Origin of the sequence: Ornithinimicrobium faecis (assembly GCF_023923225.1) — a bacterium.
Lineage (GTDB): Bacteria > Actinomycetota > Actinomycetes > Actinomycetales > Dermatophilaceae > Ornithinicoccus > Ornithinicoccus faecis.
In genome coordinates this window covers 3,631,926-3,646,204 of record NZ_CP099489.1, presented here as the reverse complement: position 1 = coordinate 3,646,204, position 14,279 = coordinate 3,631,926, and the positions used below count along the sequence as shown (strand labels likewise).

Sequence of the window (14,279 nt, the reverse complement as noted above, 5' to 3'; positions counted from 1 at the left end):
GCGCACAGTACGCGTCAGATATCGCGGACGAAGATCAGCCCCTCGTGGGTGACGGTGTAGAAGAACAGTCGCCCACGGGCGTCATAGATCGCCAGGTCGACGGTGTCCAGGCTGGTCAGCTCGACCGAGTCACCATAGGGATGAAGCACCCAGGTGAACAGCCCACCGAGGTCGCGCAGGGCAGCGATGATGGACCGGTCATAGGCGTAGCGGTGAAGCACCGCCTTCGGCTCGGCCCGCTGGTAACCCGGGCGAGGACCCACGCCCTCGATCCGCTCGGGACCCAGGTCCCGCAGTCTGTCGACCAACGGGTGCCCCGCATCGCCGTCGTGGAAGACAAACTCGAGCCTCGACATACGGGGGCGCAGTTCCTGCAACAGTGCCAACTGCTCCTCCGGGGTGTGCAGGATCAGGTCGTCGAACTCGTGGTCATCCACGGCTGGCAGCACCGACCCGGGGCGTCGGGGTGAACGAGATCGGGAAGGTGATCGCGCCGGTGTTGCCGGAGACCGGCAGCCAGTTGCCGGGCCCGTCCGCGCGCGCATCCGGCATCCGGGCAGCCAGGACCGGCAGGGCGACCGCCATGTCCATCCGGGCAACCCAGTGCCCCAGGCAGTGGTGCACGCCGCCGCCGAAACCCATGTGCATCGGGTGCTCGACGGTGATGTCGAACGTCGGGTCGGGCTGGGCGCGTGGGTCGGTGCCGGCGCTGTGGGAGAGCACCTGCACGATGTCGCCCGCCTTGAGGTGCAGCTCGTCGTTGAGGTGGACGTCCTCGATGGCCTCCCGGGTGATCCAGGTGACCGTCGGGTTGACGCGCATCACCTCCTCGACGGCGTTGCGACCCAGGCTGGGGTCAGCCGCGAGCAACTCCCACTGCCCGGGGTGGGCGAACAGGGTCTGCAGGGCCAGCCCCAGCTGGTTGCGAGTGGTCTCCATGCCGGCGAAGATCAGGAAGACCAGCGCGACCGACAGCTCCGCGGACGAGAGCTTGCCCTCCTGCTGGTTGCGCACCAGGTCGGAGACCAGGTCATCGCGCGGGTTGGCGGTGCGGTCCTGGACGACCGTGTCGCAATAGCCATAGAGCCCCTCGAGCGCGGCCTCGATCCGTGGCAGGTCCTCCTTGATCCGCACCCCGAAGCACTTGCCCAGATCGTCGGCCCAGTGCGCGACCTGCGCCCACTCGCTCTCCGGCAGCCCGACCAGGCGACACAGGATGCGCGAGGCATAGGGCTCGGCGAACTCCTTGATGAACTCCACGGACCCGCGCTCGCTGAAGTTGTCGACCAGCTCGTGCGCGAGCTGCGTGAACGAGGGGACCATGGCCGCGATGGCGCCCTGCTTGAAGGCGGGGTTGAGCAGCCGGCGCATCCGCAGGTGGTCCTCGCCCTCGAGGGAGAGGAGCACCTTGTGCCACCAGTCGCTGAACAGCCCGGAGTGGACGCCATTCTGGGCCGGCCACTGGGCGTTGCCCTGCTGGAAGCGGCGATCCTTCAGCAGGGCGGTCACCTCGGCGTGGCGCAGGACGGCGTGCCCATAGCTGCTGCGTGCCCACCACGACTGCTCCCGCGCGTTGATCACGTCGGGGCCGGTGACGTCAAAGGTCGGGTCTGCGAGATCGAGGAAGAGGTGCTCCATGACCAGATGCTACGGGTCAGGTCGTGGAGACTCGGGGGTGGGGAGACAAGCAGGTCGGGTGACAATGAGGGGTGACCAGTGATCAGGGCGGGACGGGCGCTGCGGGTCCGGGGCGGGTGAGCAGCACGCCGCGGTGGCTGCGTGTCATCGCCGTGCCCGGCATGCTCCTGGTGGGCGTGGGCATTGCCGTCCAGTCCCGGGTGAACGGTCAGCTGGGGGACGAGCTGGGCACAGGTCTGCTCGCACCGGTCGTCACGGCCATGTTCACGTTCTGTGTTGGGGTGGTGATCACCAGCCTGGTCATCGCGGCGTCGCCGCGGCAGCGCCGCAACTTTGCTCACTTCCGCCGGTCGCTGGGCACGCACGCCCTGCCGTGGCGGTTCATCTGGGGCGGGGCGCTGGGCACCCTGTTCGTGCTGGGACAGGCCACGGCCGTGGGGCCGCTCGGCCTGGCCGTCTTCACGATGGCCGTCGTCCTCGGGCAGACCGCCGGCGGGGCTGCGGCAGACCGCGTCGGTCTCGGCCCGGGTGGCCCACAACCGTTGTCGGTGCCCCGGATCATCGCTGCGGCAACGGCTCTGGCAGCCGTCGTCCTGGCCGGCGTGGGCCGGCTCGGCTCCGGGGGAGACGCCAGCACCACCGTGGTGACCACGTTGCTGATCTTCACGGTGGGGGTTGGTGTCGGCACGGCGATCCAGCAGGCCCTGAACGGGCGCGTGGGTGCAGTGGCCGGGCCGTATGTCGCGGCCTGGCTCAACACGGCCGTCGGCTCCGTGGTGCTCATCTGTGCGCTCGGGGCGGCCCTGTTGCTGCCCCACGACTTCGGCGCCTGGCCGACGCAGTGGTGGCTCTACACCGGTGGTCCTCTCGGCGTGAGCTTCATCGCGGCGTCCGCGCTGCTGGTGCGGGTCCACGGCGTGCTGGTGCTGATGCTGTGCACCATCGCGGGGCAGATGGCCGCGGCCTGGGCCATCGCGGTCGCCGAGTCCGGGGGCGTCCCCTGGACCACACACGTGGCCACCACACTCGTCATCCTGGGGGTGGGGATCGCGGTGCTGGCACGACGCCGTGTCGTCTAGGGCAGGGGAGGCCCATTAGGGTTGTCCGGCCTGACCACTCAACGAGGAGAACATTTTCATGGCCACCGTGTCTGCCCATGTCGCCGCCACACTCACCCGGCAGATCAGCCAGGTCTTTGGGGTGATGGGCAACGGCAATGCGCACTTCCTCAACGCCCTCGAGCGTGAGACGGATGCGACCTACACCGCCGTGCGGCACGAGGCCGGGGCGGTGGTGGCAGCAGACGCCTGCTATCGCGCAGGTGGCGGACTGGCTGCCGCAACAACGACCTATGGCGCCGGGTTCACCAACACGCTGACCTCGCTCGCCGAGGCCGCCCAGGCACGCGTCCCCCTCATCCTGGTCACCGGCGAGGCGCCCCGCTGGGGCCGTCGCCCCTGGGACGTCGACCAACTGGCCCTCGCCAGTGGCGTCGGTGTGCGCACCTTCACCGTCGGGCGCACCGACGCGGCGGCGACCACCATGCTCGCCATCGAGCACGCGCTGTCCTATTCACTGCCTGCCGTGCTGGCCATCCCGTATGACGTGGCGGGCCTGGACATGGGCGAGATCCCTGCGCCTCCGGAGCCGTTGGTTCCCGAGCCGATCGCCCCGGCGGGTGAGCTGGCCGTGGGCAAGGTCGCGCAGATCGCTCGCGCGCTCGCCGACGCCGAGCGGCCGGTGCTGCTGGCCGGCCGTGGCGCCTGGCTGTCTGGGGCAGCGGACGACCTGGGGGCGCTGGCCGCCTCGACTGGAGCGGTCACCGCCAGCACGGCCCTGGCTCGCGGCATCTTCCCCGAGCAGCAGTTTGACCTCGGTGTCGCCGGAGGCTTCGGTGCCGACGCAGCGATGGAGCTGATCCAGCAGGCCGACGTCGCCGTCGTCTTCGGCGCCTCGCTCAACCAGTTCACGATGCGCTTCGGTGAATTGTTCGACCCCTCGGCACGGGTGATCCAGGTCGACCTGTCCAACGTGGCCACGCACCCCCAGGTCGGCGACTATCTCCATGCGGACGCGGCCCTGAGCGCCCGCGCGATCCTCGCCGAGCTCTCCGCCCTCGGGGCCGAGAGCAGCGGTTGGCGCGAGAGCGTGGACGTCGCGGCACTGCGGGGTTATGACCCAGGGACTGGGCAGGCGCCCGATGGCCGGCTGGACCCGCGCTCGGCCGCGCGACGCATCGCCGAGCTGCTCCCGCAGGACCGGGTCGTGGTCTCGGACGGCGGCCACTTCATCGCCTGGGCCAACATGTACTGGCCCGTTGCCTCACCGGACCGAATGATGATGATCGGCACGGCCTACCAGGCCATCGGGCAGGGCTTCCCCTCGGTGGCCGGGGCGGCCCGAGCCAAGCCGGACTCGACGGTCGTGCTCACCACCGGCGACGGCGGCGGACTGATGGCGCTCGCAGACCTGGACACCGCTGTGCGGGTGGCCGGTGGTCGCGGCATGGCTGTGGTGTGGAACGACCACGCCTACGGCGCCGAGGTCCACCTCTACGGACGCAAGGGGTTCGCCCTCGAGCCGATGATGATCGACGAGGTGAACTTTGCCGGGCTGGCCCAGGCGGTCGGCGCCGAGGGCGTCGTCGTGAACACGATCGATGACCTGGACCAGCTGGAGGCGTGGGTGCAGCGGCCGGTGGACGAGCGACCGTTCCTGCTGCTCGACCTGCGCGTCAGCGGCGAGGTGATGGCGCCCTATCAGCGCGAGGTGATCCGGGTCAACGCCTGATCCGTCCGGCGGGGCGTCGACGCACGCCTCGCGGGAGGCGTGCGAGACCTCTACGAAGTTGCGGGCGGCGCGTACGAAACCTTTATCTTTTTCCGGCGGCGCGTACGAAACCTTTATCTTTTTCCGGGGGCGCGTGCGAGACCTTTATCTTTTTGCGGGGAGGAGGTGCTGGGCGAAGAAGTCGCTGAGCTCCTGCGTGGCGGTCAGCGGCAGGACGTGGGCGACGTACTGGTCCGGCCGGACTACGACGACCGCGCCGTCGCGCGAGATCGAGCGCTCCGCGAAGATGTCCGACCCGTTGCCGGCGGCGAAGACCTTCTCCCAGTCCATCAGTTCGAACGGGCCGGTGCGCGGCACGAAGACGGGGTCGAGCGTGGTCAGGTCGATGTCCTCGAAGCCCTGCTGATAGATCACCTTGACGTCCAGGACAGCGTCCACGTCGCCATCCGCCGGGGTGTGCCGCACCAGCGGTGAGTCCGGCGACTGCGACAACCACCGGGCCCAGTCCGTCAGGGCCGAGCTCTGCCCGGGGGCGGGCGCGTCGGCAAAGGCATAGACCCGCCACCGACCGTCGGCGCGGGCGTGGTGGCCCAGGTGCTGGACGTTGCCGTCGCAGGCCTTGACCACCTCGGCGGACTTGAACCGCTTGCCGATCGGGAAGCCCTCGGCCAGCCCCTGGTGCTCGGCCGTCCCGGTGATTAGCGACGGCGGATACTGCGTCATGAAGCCGGAGGGGAACTCGGCGGTCGCCAGATAATAGGTCGCCAACGCCTGCGGGTCCTCGATCTCCTCGGGCTTGCGCGCCATCAGCGAGGACCACTCACGATCAAAGTCGATCAGCTGCTGCGCGACCGGCTGCCGCTCGGCGGAGTAGGTCGCCATCAGCGACTCCGGGCTCCGGCCGGTCAGCACCTGACCGAGCTTCCAGGCCAGGTTGAACCCGTCCTGCATGGAGACGTTCATGCCCTGCCCTGCCTTGGCGCTGTGCGTGTGGCAGGCGTCGCCGGTGAGGAAGACGCGTGGGTGCCCCTGCTCGCCCGGGTCGATGTCGTCGAACTTGTCGGTGACCCGGTGGCCCACCTCATAGACGCTGTGCCAGGCCACCTCCCGGACGTCGATGGAGTAGGGGTGCAGGATCGCGTTGGCCTTGTCGATCACGCTCGCCAGCGGCGTCTGCCGGACCTTGTGGTCGTCGTCCTGCGCCACCGCGCCCAGGTCGATATACATCCGCGACAGATAGCCGCCCTCGCGGGGGATGTGCAGGATGTTGCCGTGTGTGGAGTTGATCGCGCACTTGATGCGCCAGTCGGGGAAGTCGGTGTTGACCAGGACATCCATGACGCCCCAGGCGTGCGCGGAGATGTCGCCGATGTGCTTGCGGCCGATCGCCCGTCGCACGTCGCTGCGGGCACCGTCGCAGCCCGCGACATACTTCGTGCGCACGGTGCGCTCCTGGCCGGCCAACAGGCCAGCCGTATGCCGCAGGGTCACCTCCACCGGATAGTCACCTTCGTGGCCGGTCGTGAGCCCGACGAACTCGACGCCGTAGTCGGGAGTGATGCGGCCGGGGCCGTGCAGGGCCGCCTCGGCGAAGTAGTCCAGGACGCGGGCCTGGTTGACGATCAGGTGCGGGAACTCGCAGATGCCGAAGGCGTAGTCCTCGGTGCGCGAGGTGCGGATGATGTTGTCCGGGTCCTGCGGGTCCGGGCCCCAGAAGTTCATCCAGCCGATGTTGTAGGCCTCGGCGATGATCCGCTCGGCAAACCCGAAGGCCTGGAAGGTCTCCACGCTGCGGGGCTGGATGCCGTCCGCCTGGCCGAGCTGCAGGCGCCCCTCGCGGCGCTCGATGATGCGGGTGGTCACGTCCGGGAACGCCGAGAGCTGGGCGGCCATCAACATGCCGGCCGGGCCCGACCCGACGATCAGCACGTCCATCTCGTCGGGGAGCTCACTCGGGCGGTCGACGCCGGTGCCGTCCGCGGGCAGGATCCGAGGGTCCTGGGAGACGTATCCGTGATGGTGGAACTGCATGGTGGCTTAGATCCCTTCCCGCAGACGACGCTGTCTTCGGCGACGGTGCCAGAGGTGGTGTCTTGGCTGTTGTGTCGACCTGACAGATCATATACGATCCGAGAACCTGCGCAAGAGTCGCGCCACAGTCCTGAGCAAGGAGGCCCATGGACCCCCAGCACGATGCCCGATTCGCCGGTCTGCCGCAGCGCCCCGGCAAGATCGTCGCGGTCCACGTCAGTTATGCCTCGCGTGCTGACCAGCGCGGCAAGCGCCCAGCCACCCCGAGCTATTTCTTCAAGCCGTCGAGCTCCGTGGCTGCCTCCGGTGCTGAGATCGTCCGGCCGCGGGGCACCGAGCTGCTGGCCTTCGAGGGGGAGGTCGCCCTGGTGATCGGGGAGCCCGCCCGGTGGGTCAGCGCCGACCAGGCGTGGGCACACGTCGCCTGGGTGACGGCCGCCAACGACTTCGGGCTCTATGACCTGCGGGCCAATGACAAGGGCTCCAACGTCCGTTCCAAGGGCGGGGACGGTTTCACCCCCATCGGGCAGACCCTGATCAACGCCGCTGACATCGACCCGGCCGCCCTGCGCCTGCGCACGTGGGTCAACGGCGAGCTCGTGCAGGACGACACCACCGGCGGGCTCATCTTCCCGCTCGCCCAGTTCGTGGCCGACCTGTCCCAGCACTTCACCCTCGAGACCGGTGATGTGATCCTCGCCGGCACCCCGGCCGGCTCGACGGTGGTGGCACCCGGTGACCTGGTGGAGGTCGAGGTCGACGCGCCCGACACCGGTCAGAGCTCGGGTCGTCTGCAGACCCGGGTCGTCCAGGGTGAGGGGCCCTCGTTTGATCCGGCACTCGGTTCACTGCCTGCCGTCGACGACGAGCAGCGCATCGCCGCCTGGGGCTCCGAGGAGGCCGCCGGCCTGCCCGCAGCCGCGGGCGCCGACGAGTCAGCAGCCCGCCCCGCGCTGACCCCCGAGGTGCGCGCCAAGCTGATGGACTGTCCCGTCGCCGGACTCTCCCAGCAGTTGCGCAAGCTGGGGTTCAACAACGTCTCCATCGACGGGGTCCGAGCGCTGCCCGGCTCGGGCAAGATCGTCGGCACGGCCCGGACCCTGCGTTTCGTGGCGAGCCGCGAGGACCTGTTCAAGAGCCACGGCGGCGGCTACAACGCTCAGAAGCGGGCCTTCGACGCGATCGGCGAGGGCGAGGTCATGGTCATCGAGGCCCGTGGTGACGCCACGGCTGGCACCCTTGGCGACGTGCTCGCCCTGCGCGCGAGGTCCAACGGCGCCGCAGGGATCATCACCGATGGCGCGGTCCGCGATCACGACGCGGTCGCGGCGGCTGGCATCCCGGTCTACAGCTCAGGCGCCCACCCGGCGGTGCTCGGCCGCCGGCACGTCCCGTGGGACCACGACCTGACGATCAGTTGCGGCGGCACCACGGTCCAGCCCGGCGACATCATCGTGGCCGACGCCGACGGAGCCATCGTCCTGCCCCCGGCGCTGGTCGAGGAGGTCGTCGACGCCGTGCTGGACAAGGAGGCCGAGGACGCCTGGGTCGCCGACCGGATCAGCGAGGGGGAGCCCATCAAGGGGCTGTTCCCGATGAACCAGCAGTGGCGTGAGCGCTACGAGGCCGAGCGGGCCGGCGGCCAGTCCGCAGGGGCCACGACAGCTGGCACCAAGGACGGCACCGAGGACGGCACTGGGGGCAGCGCCGGATGATCTCGAGCCCGCCCGGTGTCGCGCTGAGCAAGTCGCAGCGCGCCCATCAGTGGCTGCGCGAGCGCATCCAGGCGCGGGACTATGCCCCGGGGCACCGCCTCGTGCTCGCGAGCATCGCCGAGGAGCTCGACATGTCGGTGGTGCCGGTGCGCGAGGCCATCCGCCAGCTGGAGGCCGAGGGTCTGGTCACCTTCGAGCACAACGTCGGTGCCCGGGTCTTCGTGGTGGACGTCGCCCAGTTCGGCGACACCATGCAGACCCTCGCCCTGCTGGAGGCCGCAGCCACCGCCCTGTCCGCCGGGCACCTCACCGCGGCGGACCTGAGCGAGGCGCGGAACGTGAACGACCGGATGCGGGGCCAGCTGGAGGATCTCGTGCCGCACGAGTTCACCGCCCTCAACCACGAGCTCCACGTGGTCCTCACCCGAGGCTGCCCCAACGAGCGGCTGATGGAGCTGGTGCGCGCGGAGTGGGCCCGGCTGGACAACCTGCGCGACTCGACCTTCACCGTCGTGCCCGAACGGGCCGCCAACTCGGTGCGCGAGCACGAGCACCTGATCGACCTCGTCGAGGCGTCCGCCCCGGCCGCCGAGATCCAGCAGGCCGCCCTGCACCACCGCGCCAACACCCTGCACGCTTATCTGCTGAGCAACCAGCCCGAGCACGCCCCCGAACTGATCCCCGGCCTCACACCGGGCGCGACTGCGTCCTCACCGACTGCACCCTCACCGGCTGCGTCCTCACCGACCGCGTCCCGACCCAGACCCACTGGAGGAACCCATGACTGACACCACCGCGGCCGCGGCCACCGGCCACCGTCTTCCGGCTGACCTGCCCGAGCGCATCCAGCACTACATCGACGGTGAGTTCGTCGACTCCCTCGACGGGGAGACCTTCGACGTGCTGGACCCGGTCACCAACGAGACTTACGTGCAGGCCGCTGCTGGCCAGAGCGCGGACGTCGACGCGGCGGTCGCGGCCGCCCGCCGCGCGTTCACGGACGGTCCGTGGCCGCACCTGCTGCCGCGCGAGCGCTCCCGGGTGCTGCACCGCATCGCCGACCTCGTGGAGTCGCGGGACCAGCGGCTGGCCGAGCTGGAGTCCTTCGACTCGGGCCTGCCGATCACCCAGGCCCTGGGCCAGGCGCGCCGGGCGGCCGAGAACTTCCGCTTCTTCGCCGACCTGATCGTGGCCCAGTCCGACGACACGTTCAAAGTGCCGGGCCGGCAGATCAACTACGTCAACCGCAAACCGATCGGTGTCGCCGGGCTGATCACGCCCTGGAACACCCCGTTCATGCTGGAGTCCTGGAAGTTGGGCCCGGCCCTGGCCACCGGCAACACGGTGGTCCTGAAGCCGGCGGAGTTCACGCCGCTGTCCGCGTCCCTGTGGGCGGGGATCTTCGAGGAGGCGGGGCTGCCGCAGGGCGTGTTCAACCTGGTCAACGGCTTCGGTGAGCAGGCCGGTGACGCGCTGGTCAAGCACCCGGACGTCCCGCTGATCTCGTTCACCGGTGAGAGCCGCACCGGTCAGCTCATCTTCGCCAACGCCGCGCCGCATCTCAAGGGCCTGTCGATGGAGCTGGGTGGCAAGTCCCCGGCGGTCGTCTTCGCCGACGCTGACCTCGAGGCCGCGATCAACGCCACCATCTTCGGGGTCTTCTCCCTCAACGGTGAGCGGTGCACGGCAGGGTCGCGCATCCTGGTCCAGCGGGAGATCTATGACGAGTTTGTGGAGCGCTATGCCGCGCAGGCTCAGCGGGTGCGCGTCGGCTATCCCCACCAGGAGAGCACCGAGGTCGGCGCCCTCGTGCACCCCGAGCACTACGACAAGGTGATGTCCTATGTCGAGCTCGGCAAGACCGAGGGACGACTGGTCGCTGGCGGTGGCCGCCCGGAGGGCTTCGAGACGGGCAACTTCGTGGCCCCCACCGTCTTTGCTGACGTGCCCCCAGAGGCGCGGGTCTTCCAGGAGGAGATCTTTGGTCCGGTCGTGACGATCACGCCGTTCGACACCGATGGTGAGGCGCTCGCCCTGGCCAACAACACGGCATACGGTCTGGCGGCCTATATCTGGACCAGCGACCTGAAGCGCGCGCACAACTTCTCCCAGGCCGTCGAGGCCGGGATGGTCTGGCTCAACTCCAACAACGTGCGCGACCTGCGCACCCCCTTCGGTGGCGTCAAGGCCTCCGGTCTCGGCCACGAGGGCGGCTACCGCTCGATCGACTTCTACACCGACCAGCAGGCCGTGCACATCAACCTCGGTGAGGTGCACAACCCGGTCTTCGGCCAGTAGACCCGACCCACGGCATACCCTCCACACCCCGACACCAGCAAGGACGCTGACATGAGCACCCCGACCCACCACGGCCCCAGCCGAGGGCGCCCCGCCAACGCGATCCCGACGCCCCAGGCCCCACCCCCGGACATCCTGCGCTGCGCCTCCATGGAGCTGGTGGTGACCGACCTGGCGGCCTCCCGCAAGTTCTACGCCGAGGTCCTCGGCCTGGTGGTCACCGAGGAGGACGAGAGCACGATCTATCTGCGCTCCTTTGAGGAGTTCATCCACCACAACCTGGTGCTGCGTCAGGGCCCGGTCGCTGCGGTGGCGGCCTTCTCCTATCGCGTGCGCAGCCCCGAGGAGCTGGACAACGCGGTCGCCTTCTATGAGGAGCTGGGCTGCCGGGTGGAGCGTCGCCCCGAGGGCTTCGTGAAGGGCATCGGCGACACGGTGCGCGTTGAGGACCCGCTGGGCTTCCCCTACGAGTTCTTCTACGACGTCGAGCACGTCGAGCGGCTCGCCTGGCGCTACGACCTCTACACCCCCGGCGCCCTGGTGCGCATCGACCACTTCAACCAGGTCACCCCCGACGTCCCGCGGGCCGTGGCCTATGCCCAGGACCTGGGCTTCCGGGTCACCGAGGACATCCGGGACGAGGAGGGCACGGTCTATGCCGCGTGGATGCGGCGCAAGCCCACCGTGCACGACACGGCGATGACCGGTGGGGACGGACCGCGCATGCACCACGTGGCCTTCGCCACCCACGAGAAGCACAACATCATCGCCATCTGCGACAAGCTCGGTGCGCTGCGGATGTCCAACCACATCGAGCGCGGGCCCGGTCGGCATGGGGTCTCCAACGCCTTCTATCTGTATCTGCGCGACCCGGACGGGCACCGCGTCGAGATCTACACCCAGGACTACTACACCGGCGACCCGGACAACCCGATCGTGACCTGGGACGTGCACGACAACCAGCGCCGCGACTGGTGGGGCAACCCGGTGGTGCCGTCCTGGTACACCGAGGCCTCCCCGGTGCTCGACCTGGACGGCAACCCCCAGCCGCTGGTCGCCCGCACCGACGACTCCGAGATGGCGGTCACGATCGGCGCCGACGGCTTCTCCTACACCCGCGAGGGGCATGAGGGGGAGGGCCACGACCTGCCCAGCTGGAAGCAGGGCGAGTACAAGCTCGGCAACCAACTCTGACCCGCACTGCCCATCCACAACCGAAGGACCAGGATGCTGCCCCCAGAGGACATCGCCACGATCGCCGACGAACTGGCCCGTGCCGAGCAGGACCGCACGATGGTGCCCCGCCTGACGGTGCGTCACCCGGACATGACGGTCGAGGATTCGTATGCCGTGCAGGCTGAGTGGCGTCGTCGGGGCCAGGCCGACGGTCGCCGGCTCGTCGGACGCAAGATCGGGTTGACCAGCAAGGTGATGCAGGCCGCCACCGGCATCACCGAGCCCGACTATGGCGCCATCTTTGACGACATGGTCTTTGAGAACGGCTCGGTCATCGAGTTCGACCGGTTCTCCAACGTGCGGATCGAGGTCGAGCTGGCCTTCGTGCTCTCCGACGACCTGGAGGGCCCGGATGTCACCGTCTTTGACGTGCTCCGGGCCACCGAGTATGTCGTGCCGGCCCTGGAGATCCTCTCCTCGCGCATCGAGATGGAGGGACGCACGATCGTCGACACGATCAGCGACAACGCCGCGATGGGCGCCATGGTCTATGGCGGCAACCCGGTGCGACCGCACGACCTGGACCTGCGCTGGGTCTCCGCGCTGCTCTATCGCAACGAGACGATCGAGGAGTCCGGCGTCGCCGCCGCGGTGCTGAACAACCCGGCGCTGTCGGTGGCCTGGCTGGCCCGCAAGCTCGCCTCGCACGATGACAAGCTCAGTGCCGGTGACATCATCCTGGCCGGGTCCTTCACCCGACCGATGTGGGTGCACCGCGGCGACACGATCCTGGCCGACTACAACGAGATGGGGACGGTCACATGTCGTTTCGTCTGACCCTGGCCCAGGCGCTCGCGGGCACGCAACGGCGCCCACTGGCCGGCATGTGGGTGTGCTCCGGGTCGCCGCTGGTCGCCGAGATCTGTGCCGGTGCCGGTCTCGACTGGTTGCTGATCGACATGGAGCACTCGCCCAACGGGCTGGAGTCCGTGCTGGCCCAGCTCCAGGCGGCCGCCGCCTATCCGGTGACGCCCGTCGTGCGGGTCCCGGTCAACGACACCGTCGTCCTCAAGCAGGTGCTCGATCTGGGCGCCCAGACCGTGCTGGTCCCGATGGTCTCCTCGGCGCAGGAGGCGCAGGCCGCGGTCGAGGCGGTCCGCTATCCGCCGCGGGGTCGTCGCGGAGTCGGGTCTGCCCTGGCCAGGTCGGCACGCTGGAACCGGACCGAGGGTTATCTCACCCAGGCTGATGAGCACGTCGCCCTGATCGTGCAGATCGAGACGGCCGCCGGCGTGCAGGCCGCCGGCGAGATCGCCGCGGTCGACGGGGTCGACGCGGTCTTCGTCGGGCCGTCCGACCTGGCCGCCTCCATGGGGGTGCTCGGGCAGCAGTCGCACCCGGACGTCGTCGCAGCGGTGCGCCAGACCTTCGAGGCGGTGCGCGCCGCCGGAAAACCGGTGGGTGTCAACGCCTTCGACCCGCAGGTGGCCAAGGGCTATGCCGACGACGGAGCCGAGTTCATCCTCGTCGGAGCGGACGTCGCGCTGCTGGCCCGCGGGTCTGAGGCACTCGCTGCCACGTGGGTGCCCGAGGTCGAGCGGGCCGAGCGCTCCTCCTACTGACCTGCGCCGTTGCTGACCGGCGACGTTGCTGCCGCCGATTTTCTGACCGCGACGGTGCTGACCGCGACGTGGGGTCAGAGTCCTGCCCAGGGGTCCTCGCGGCGCCACAGCGTCGGCAGGTGCAGCGCGATGCCCTGCTCGCCGGCCAACTGCGTGAAGATCCGCAGGGTGACGTCCAGGTCGTCAGCGGCATAGGGCAGGGTGCGCAGCGGCTGGTCCAGCCCACGGAAGAAGTCGTCCCAGTGGGTGAGCACGACCCGGCGGGCACCGATCGTCTCGACGGTCTGCGCCCAGTAGGTCCGGATGTAGTCCTCGTCCATCACCCCGAGCTGACCGACCCCGAGGTAGGCGACCTCGGCCTGACGCCCGGCGAGGGCACCCTCCACAAAGCCGGCGCTGCCCTGCAGCAGGGCCGACCGGCCGCTGGTGTGCTCCACCAGGATTGACCACGTCTCCCCGCAGCGATAGGCCGACGTCCGCACCGGCGGCACCACGGGCTCGTCGATGGTCCCGGGGTAACGGTCCGGTGGACAGTGCTCGGACACCAGGTGGGTGAGCGTGAACCCACCGAAGGTCTGGGGTTGTCCCGGGCTGACCACGGCGATCTGGGCAGGGTCGAGCCCGGCGCCGCGCCCGAGGTTGGCGCAGGAGGAGCCTCCGAGGAGGACGGCTCCCGTCCGCTGCGCGACGACGGCGGAGTCCATGGCGTGGTCATAGTGGGTGTGGACCGGCAGCACCGCGGCCAGGTCGCGTCCGGTGCCCCCGAACCCCAACCGGCCCAGGGTGGCGTCGATCCGCTCCCGATCGGGGCTGAGTCGTCCCACGGCCACCCGGAGGAGCGAGGGACGGGACATGAACCCGTCCGTCAGGAACGCCGTCTCGCCGTCGTCCACGAGCAGGCTGCTGACGCCGAGGAAGGTCACGGACAGGTCCCCGTCTGCGGCGGGCGTGTCGAACCGGTCGGCGAGGTCCGCGATGTCCGGGCGACCGAGTCTCAAGCGCATGCGAC

The 14,279-nt window shown here is 69.5% G+C and carries 12 protein-coding genes; 8 read left to right on the top strand and 4 right to left on the bottom strand.

All coding sequences use genetic code 11. The features are described from left to right. Positions 1-14: 14 nt before the first annotated feature. Together NF556_RS16960 and NF556_RS16955 are read right to left on the bottom strand one after the other, a co-directional pair. The gene (locus tag NF556_RS16960) at positions 15-437 is read right to left on the bottom strand and encodes a hypothetical protein (RefSeq protein WP_252592238.1); all 423 of its coding nucleotides are present in this window, start codon (positions 435-437) and stop codon (positions 15-17) included. Further along, entirely contained in the window at positions 430-1,638 is a 1,209-nt protein-coding gene (locus NF556_RS16955) for a cytochrome P450 (RefSeq protein WP_252592236.1), read from the bottom strand. The genes NF556_RS16960 and NF556_RS16955 overlap by 8 nt, the downstream gene beginning before the upstream one ends. A 116-nt stretch (positions 1,639-1,754) precedes the next feature. Between NF556_RS16955 and NF556_RS16950 the strand changes: the two genes are divergently transcribed. Beyond that, on the top strand, positions 1,755-2,717 hold the full coding sequence (locus tag NF556_RS16950) for a DMT family transporter (protein ID WP_252592235.1): 963 nt from the start codon (positions 1,755-1,757) through the stop codon (positions 2,715-2,717). Between the two features lie 58 nt (positions 2,718-2,775). Further along, positions 2,776-4,428: a thiamine pyrophosphate-binding protein gene (locus NF556_RS16945; protein ID WP_252592233.1), complete on the top strand. Its 1,653-nt coding sequence runs from the start codon at positions 2,776-2,778 to the stop codon at positions 4,426-4,428. Between the two features lie 144 nt (positions 4,429-4,572). Here the strand turns inward: NF556_RS16945 and NF556_RS16940 are convergent, their stop codons facing one another. After that, positions 4,573-6,459: an FAD-binding monooxygenase gene (locus NF556_RS16940; protein WP_252592231.1), complete on the bottom strand. Its 1,887-nt coding sequence runs from the start codon at positions 6,457-6,459 to the stop codon at positions 4,573-4,575. A 146-nt stretch (positions 6,460-6,605) separates the two neighbouring features. On the opposite strand from NF556_RS16940, the gene NF556_RS16935 reads away from it, so the two are divergent. From NF556_RS16935 to NF556_RS16910, 6 genes are read left to right on the top strand one after another with little or no spacing between them, the layout of a single operon-like run. Beyond that, positions 6,606-8,174, top strand: coding sequence for a fumarylacetoacetate hydrolase family protein (locus NF556_RS16935; RefSeq protein WP_252592229.1), 1,569 nt, complete (start codon positions 6,606-6,608; stop codon positions 8,172-8,174). Beyond that, entirely contained in the window at positions 8,171-8,962 is a 792-nt protein-coding gene (locus NF556_RS16930; RefSeq protein WP_252592228.1) for a GntR family transcriptional regulator, read from the top strand. The genes NF556_RS16935 and NF556_RS16930 overlap by 4 nt, the downstream gene beginning before the upstream one ends. Next, positions 8,955-10,472 (top strand): 5-carboxymethyl-2-hydroxymuconate semialdehyde dehydrogenase, encoded by a 1,518-nt coding sequence (hpaE, locus tag NF556_RS16925; protein ID WP_252592226.1) that lies wholly within the window; start codon positions 8,955-8,957, stop codon positions 10,470-10,472. The genes NF556_RS16930 and hpaE overlap by 8 nt, the downstream gene beginning before the upstream one ends. 51 nt (positions 10,473-10,523) lie before the next feature. Continuing rightward, on the top strand, positions 10,524-11,666 hold the full coding sequence (gene hpaD, locus NF556_RS16920) for a 3,4-dihydroxyphenylacetate 2,3-dioxygenase (protein WP_252592224.1): 1,143 nt from the start codon (positions 10,524-10,526) through the stop codon (positions 11,664-11,666). 33 nt (positions 11,667-11,699) lie between these two features. Then, on the top strand, positions 11,700-12,485 hold the full coding sequence (gene hpaH / locus NF556_RS16915; RefSeq protein ID WP_252592222.1) for a 2-oxo-hept-4-ene-1,7-dioate hydratase: 786 nt from the start codon (positions 11,700-11,702) through the stop codon (positions 12,483-12,485). Continuing rightward, on the top strand, positions 12,470-13,270 hold the full coding sequence (locus NF556_RS16910; protein ID WP_252592220.1) for an HpcH/HpaI aldolase family protein: 801 nt from the start codon (positions 12,470-12,472) through the stop codon (positions 13,268-13,270). Before hpaH ends, NF556_RS16910 begins: the two co-directional genes overlap by 16 nt. A 74-nt stretch (positions 13,271-13,344) precedes the next feature. Here the strand turns inward: NF556_RS16910 and NF556_RS16905 are convergent, their stop codons facing one another. Continuing rightward, positions 13,345-14,274 (bottom strand): MBL fold metallo-hydrolase, encoded by a 930-nt coding sequence (locus NF556_RS16905; protein WP_252592219.1) that lies wholly within the window; start codon positions 14,272-14,274, stop codon positions 13,345-13,347. Between the last annotated feature and the right edge of the window lie 5 nt (positions 14,275-14,279).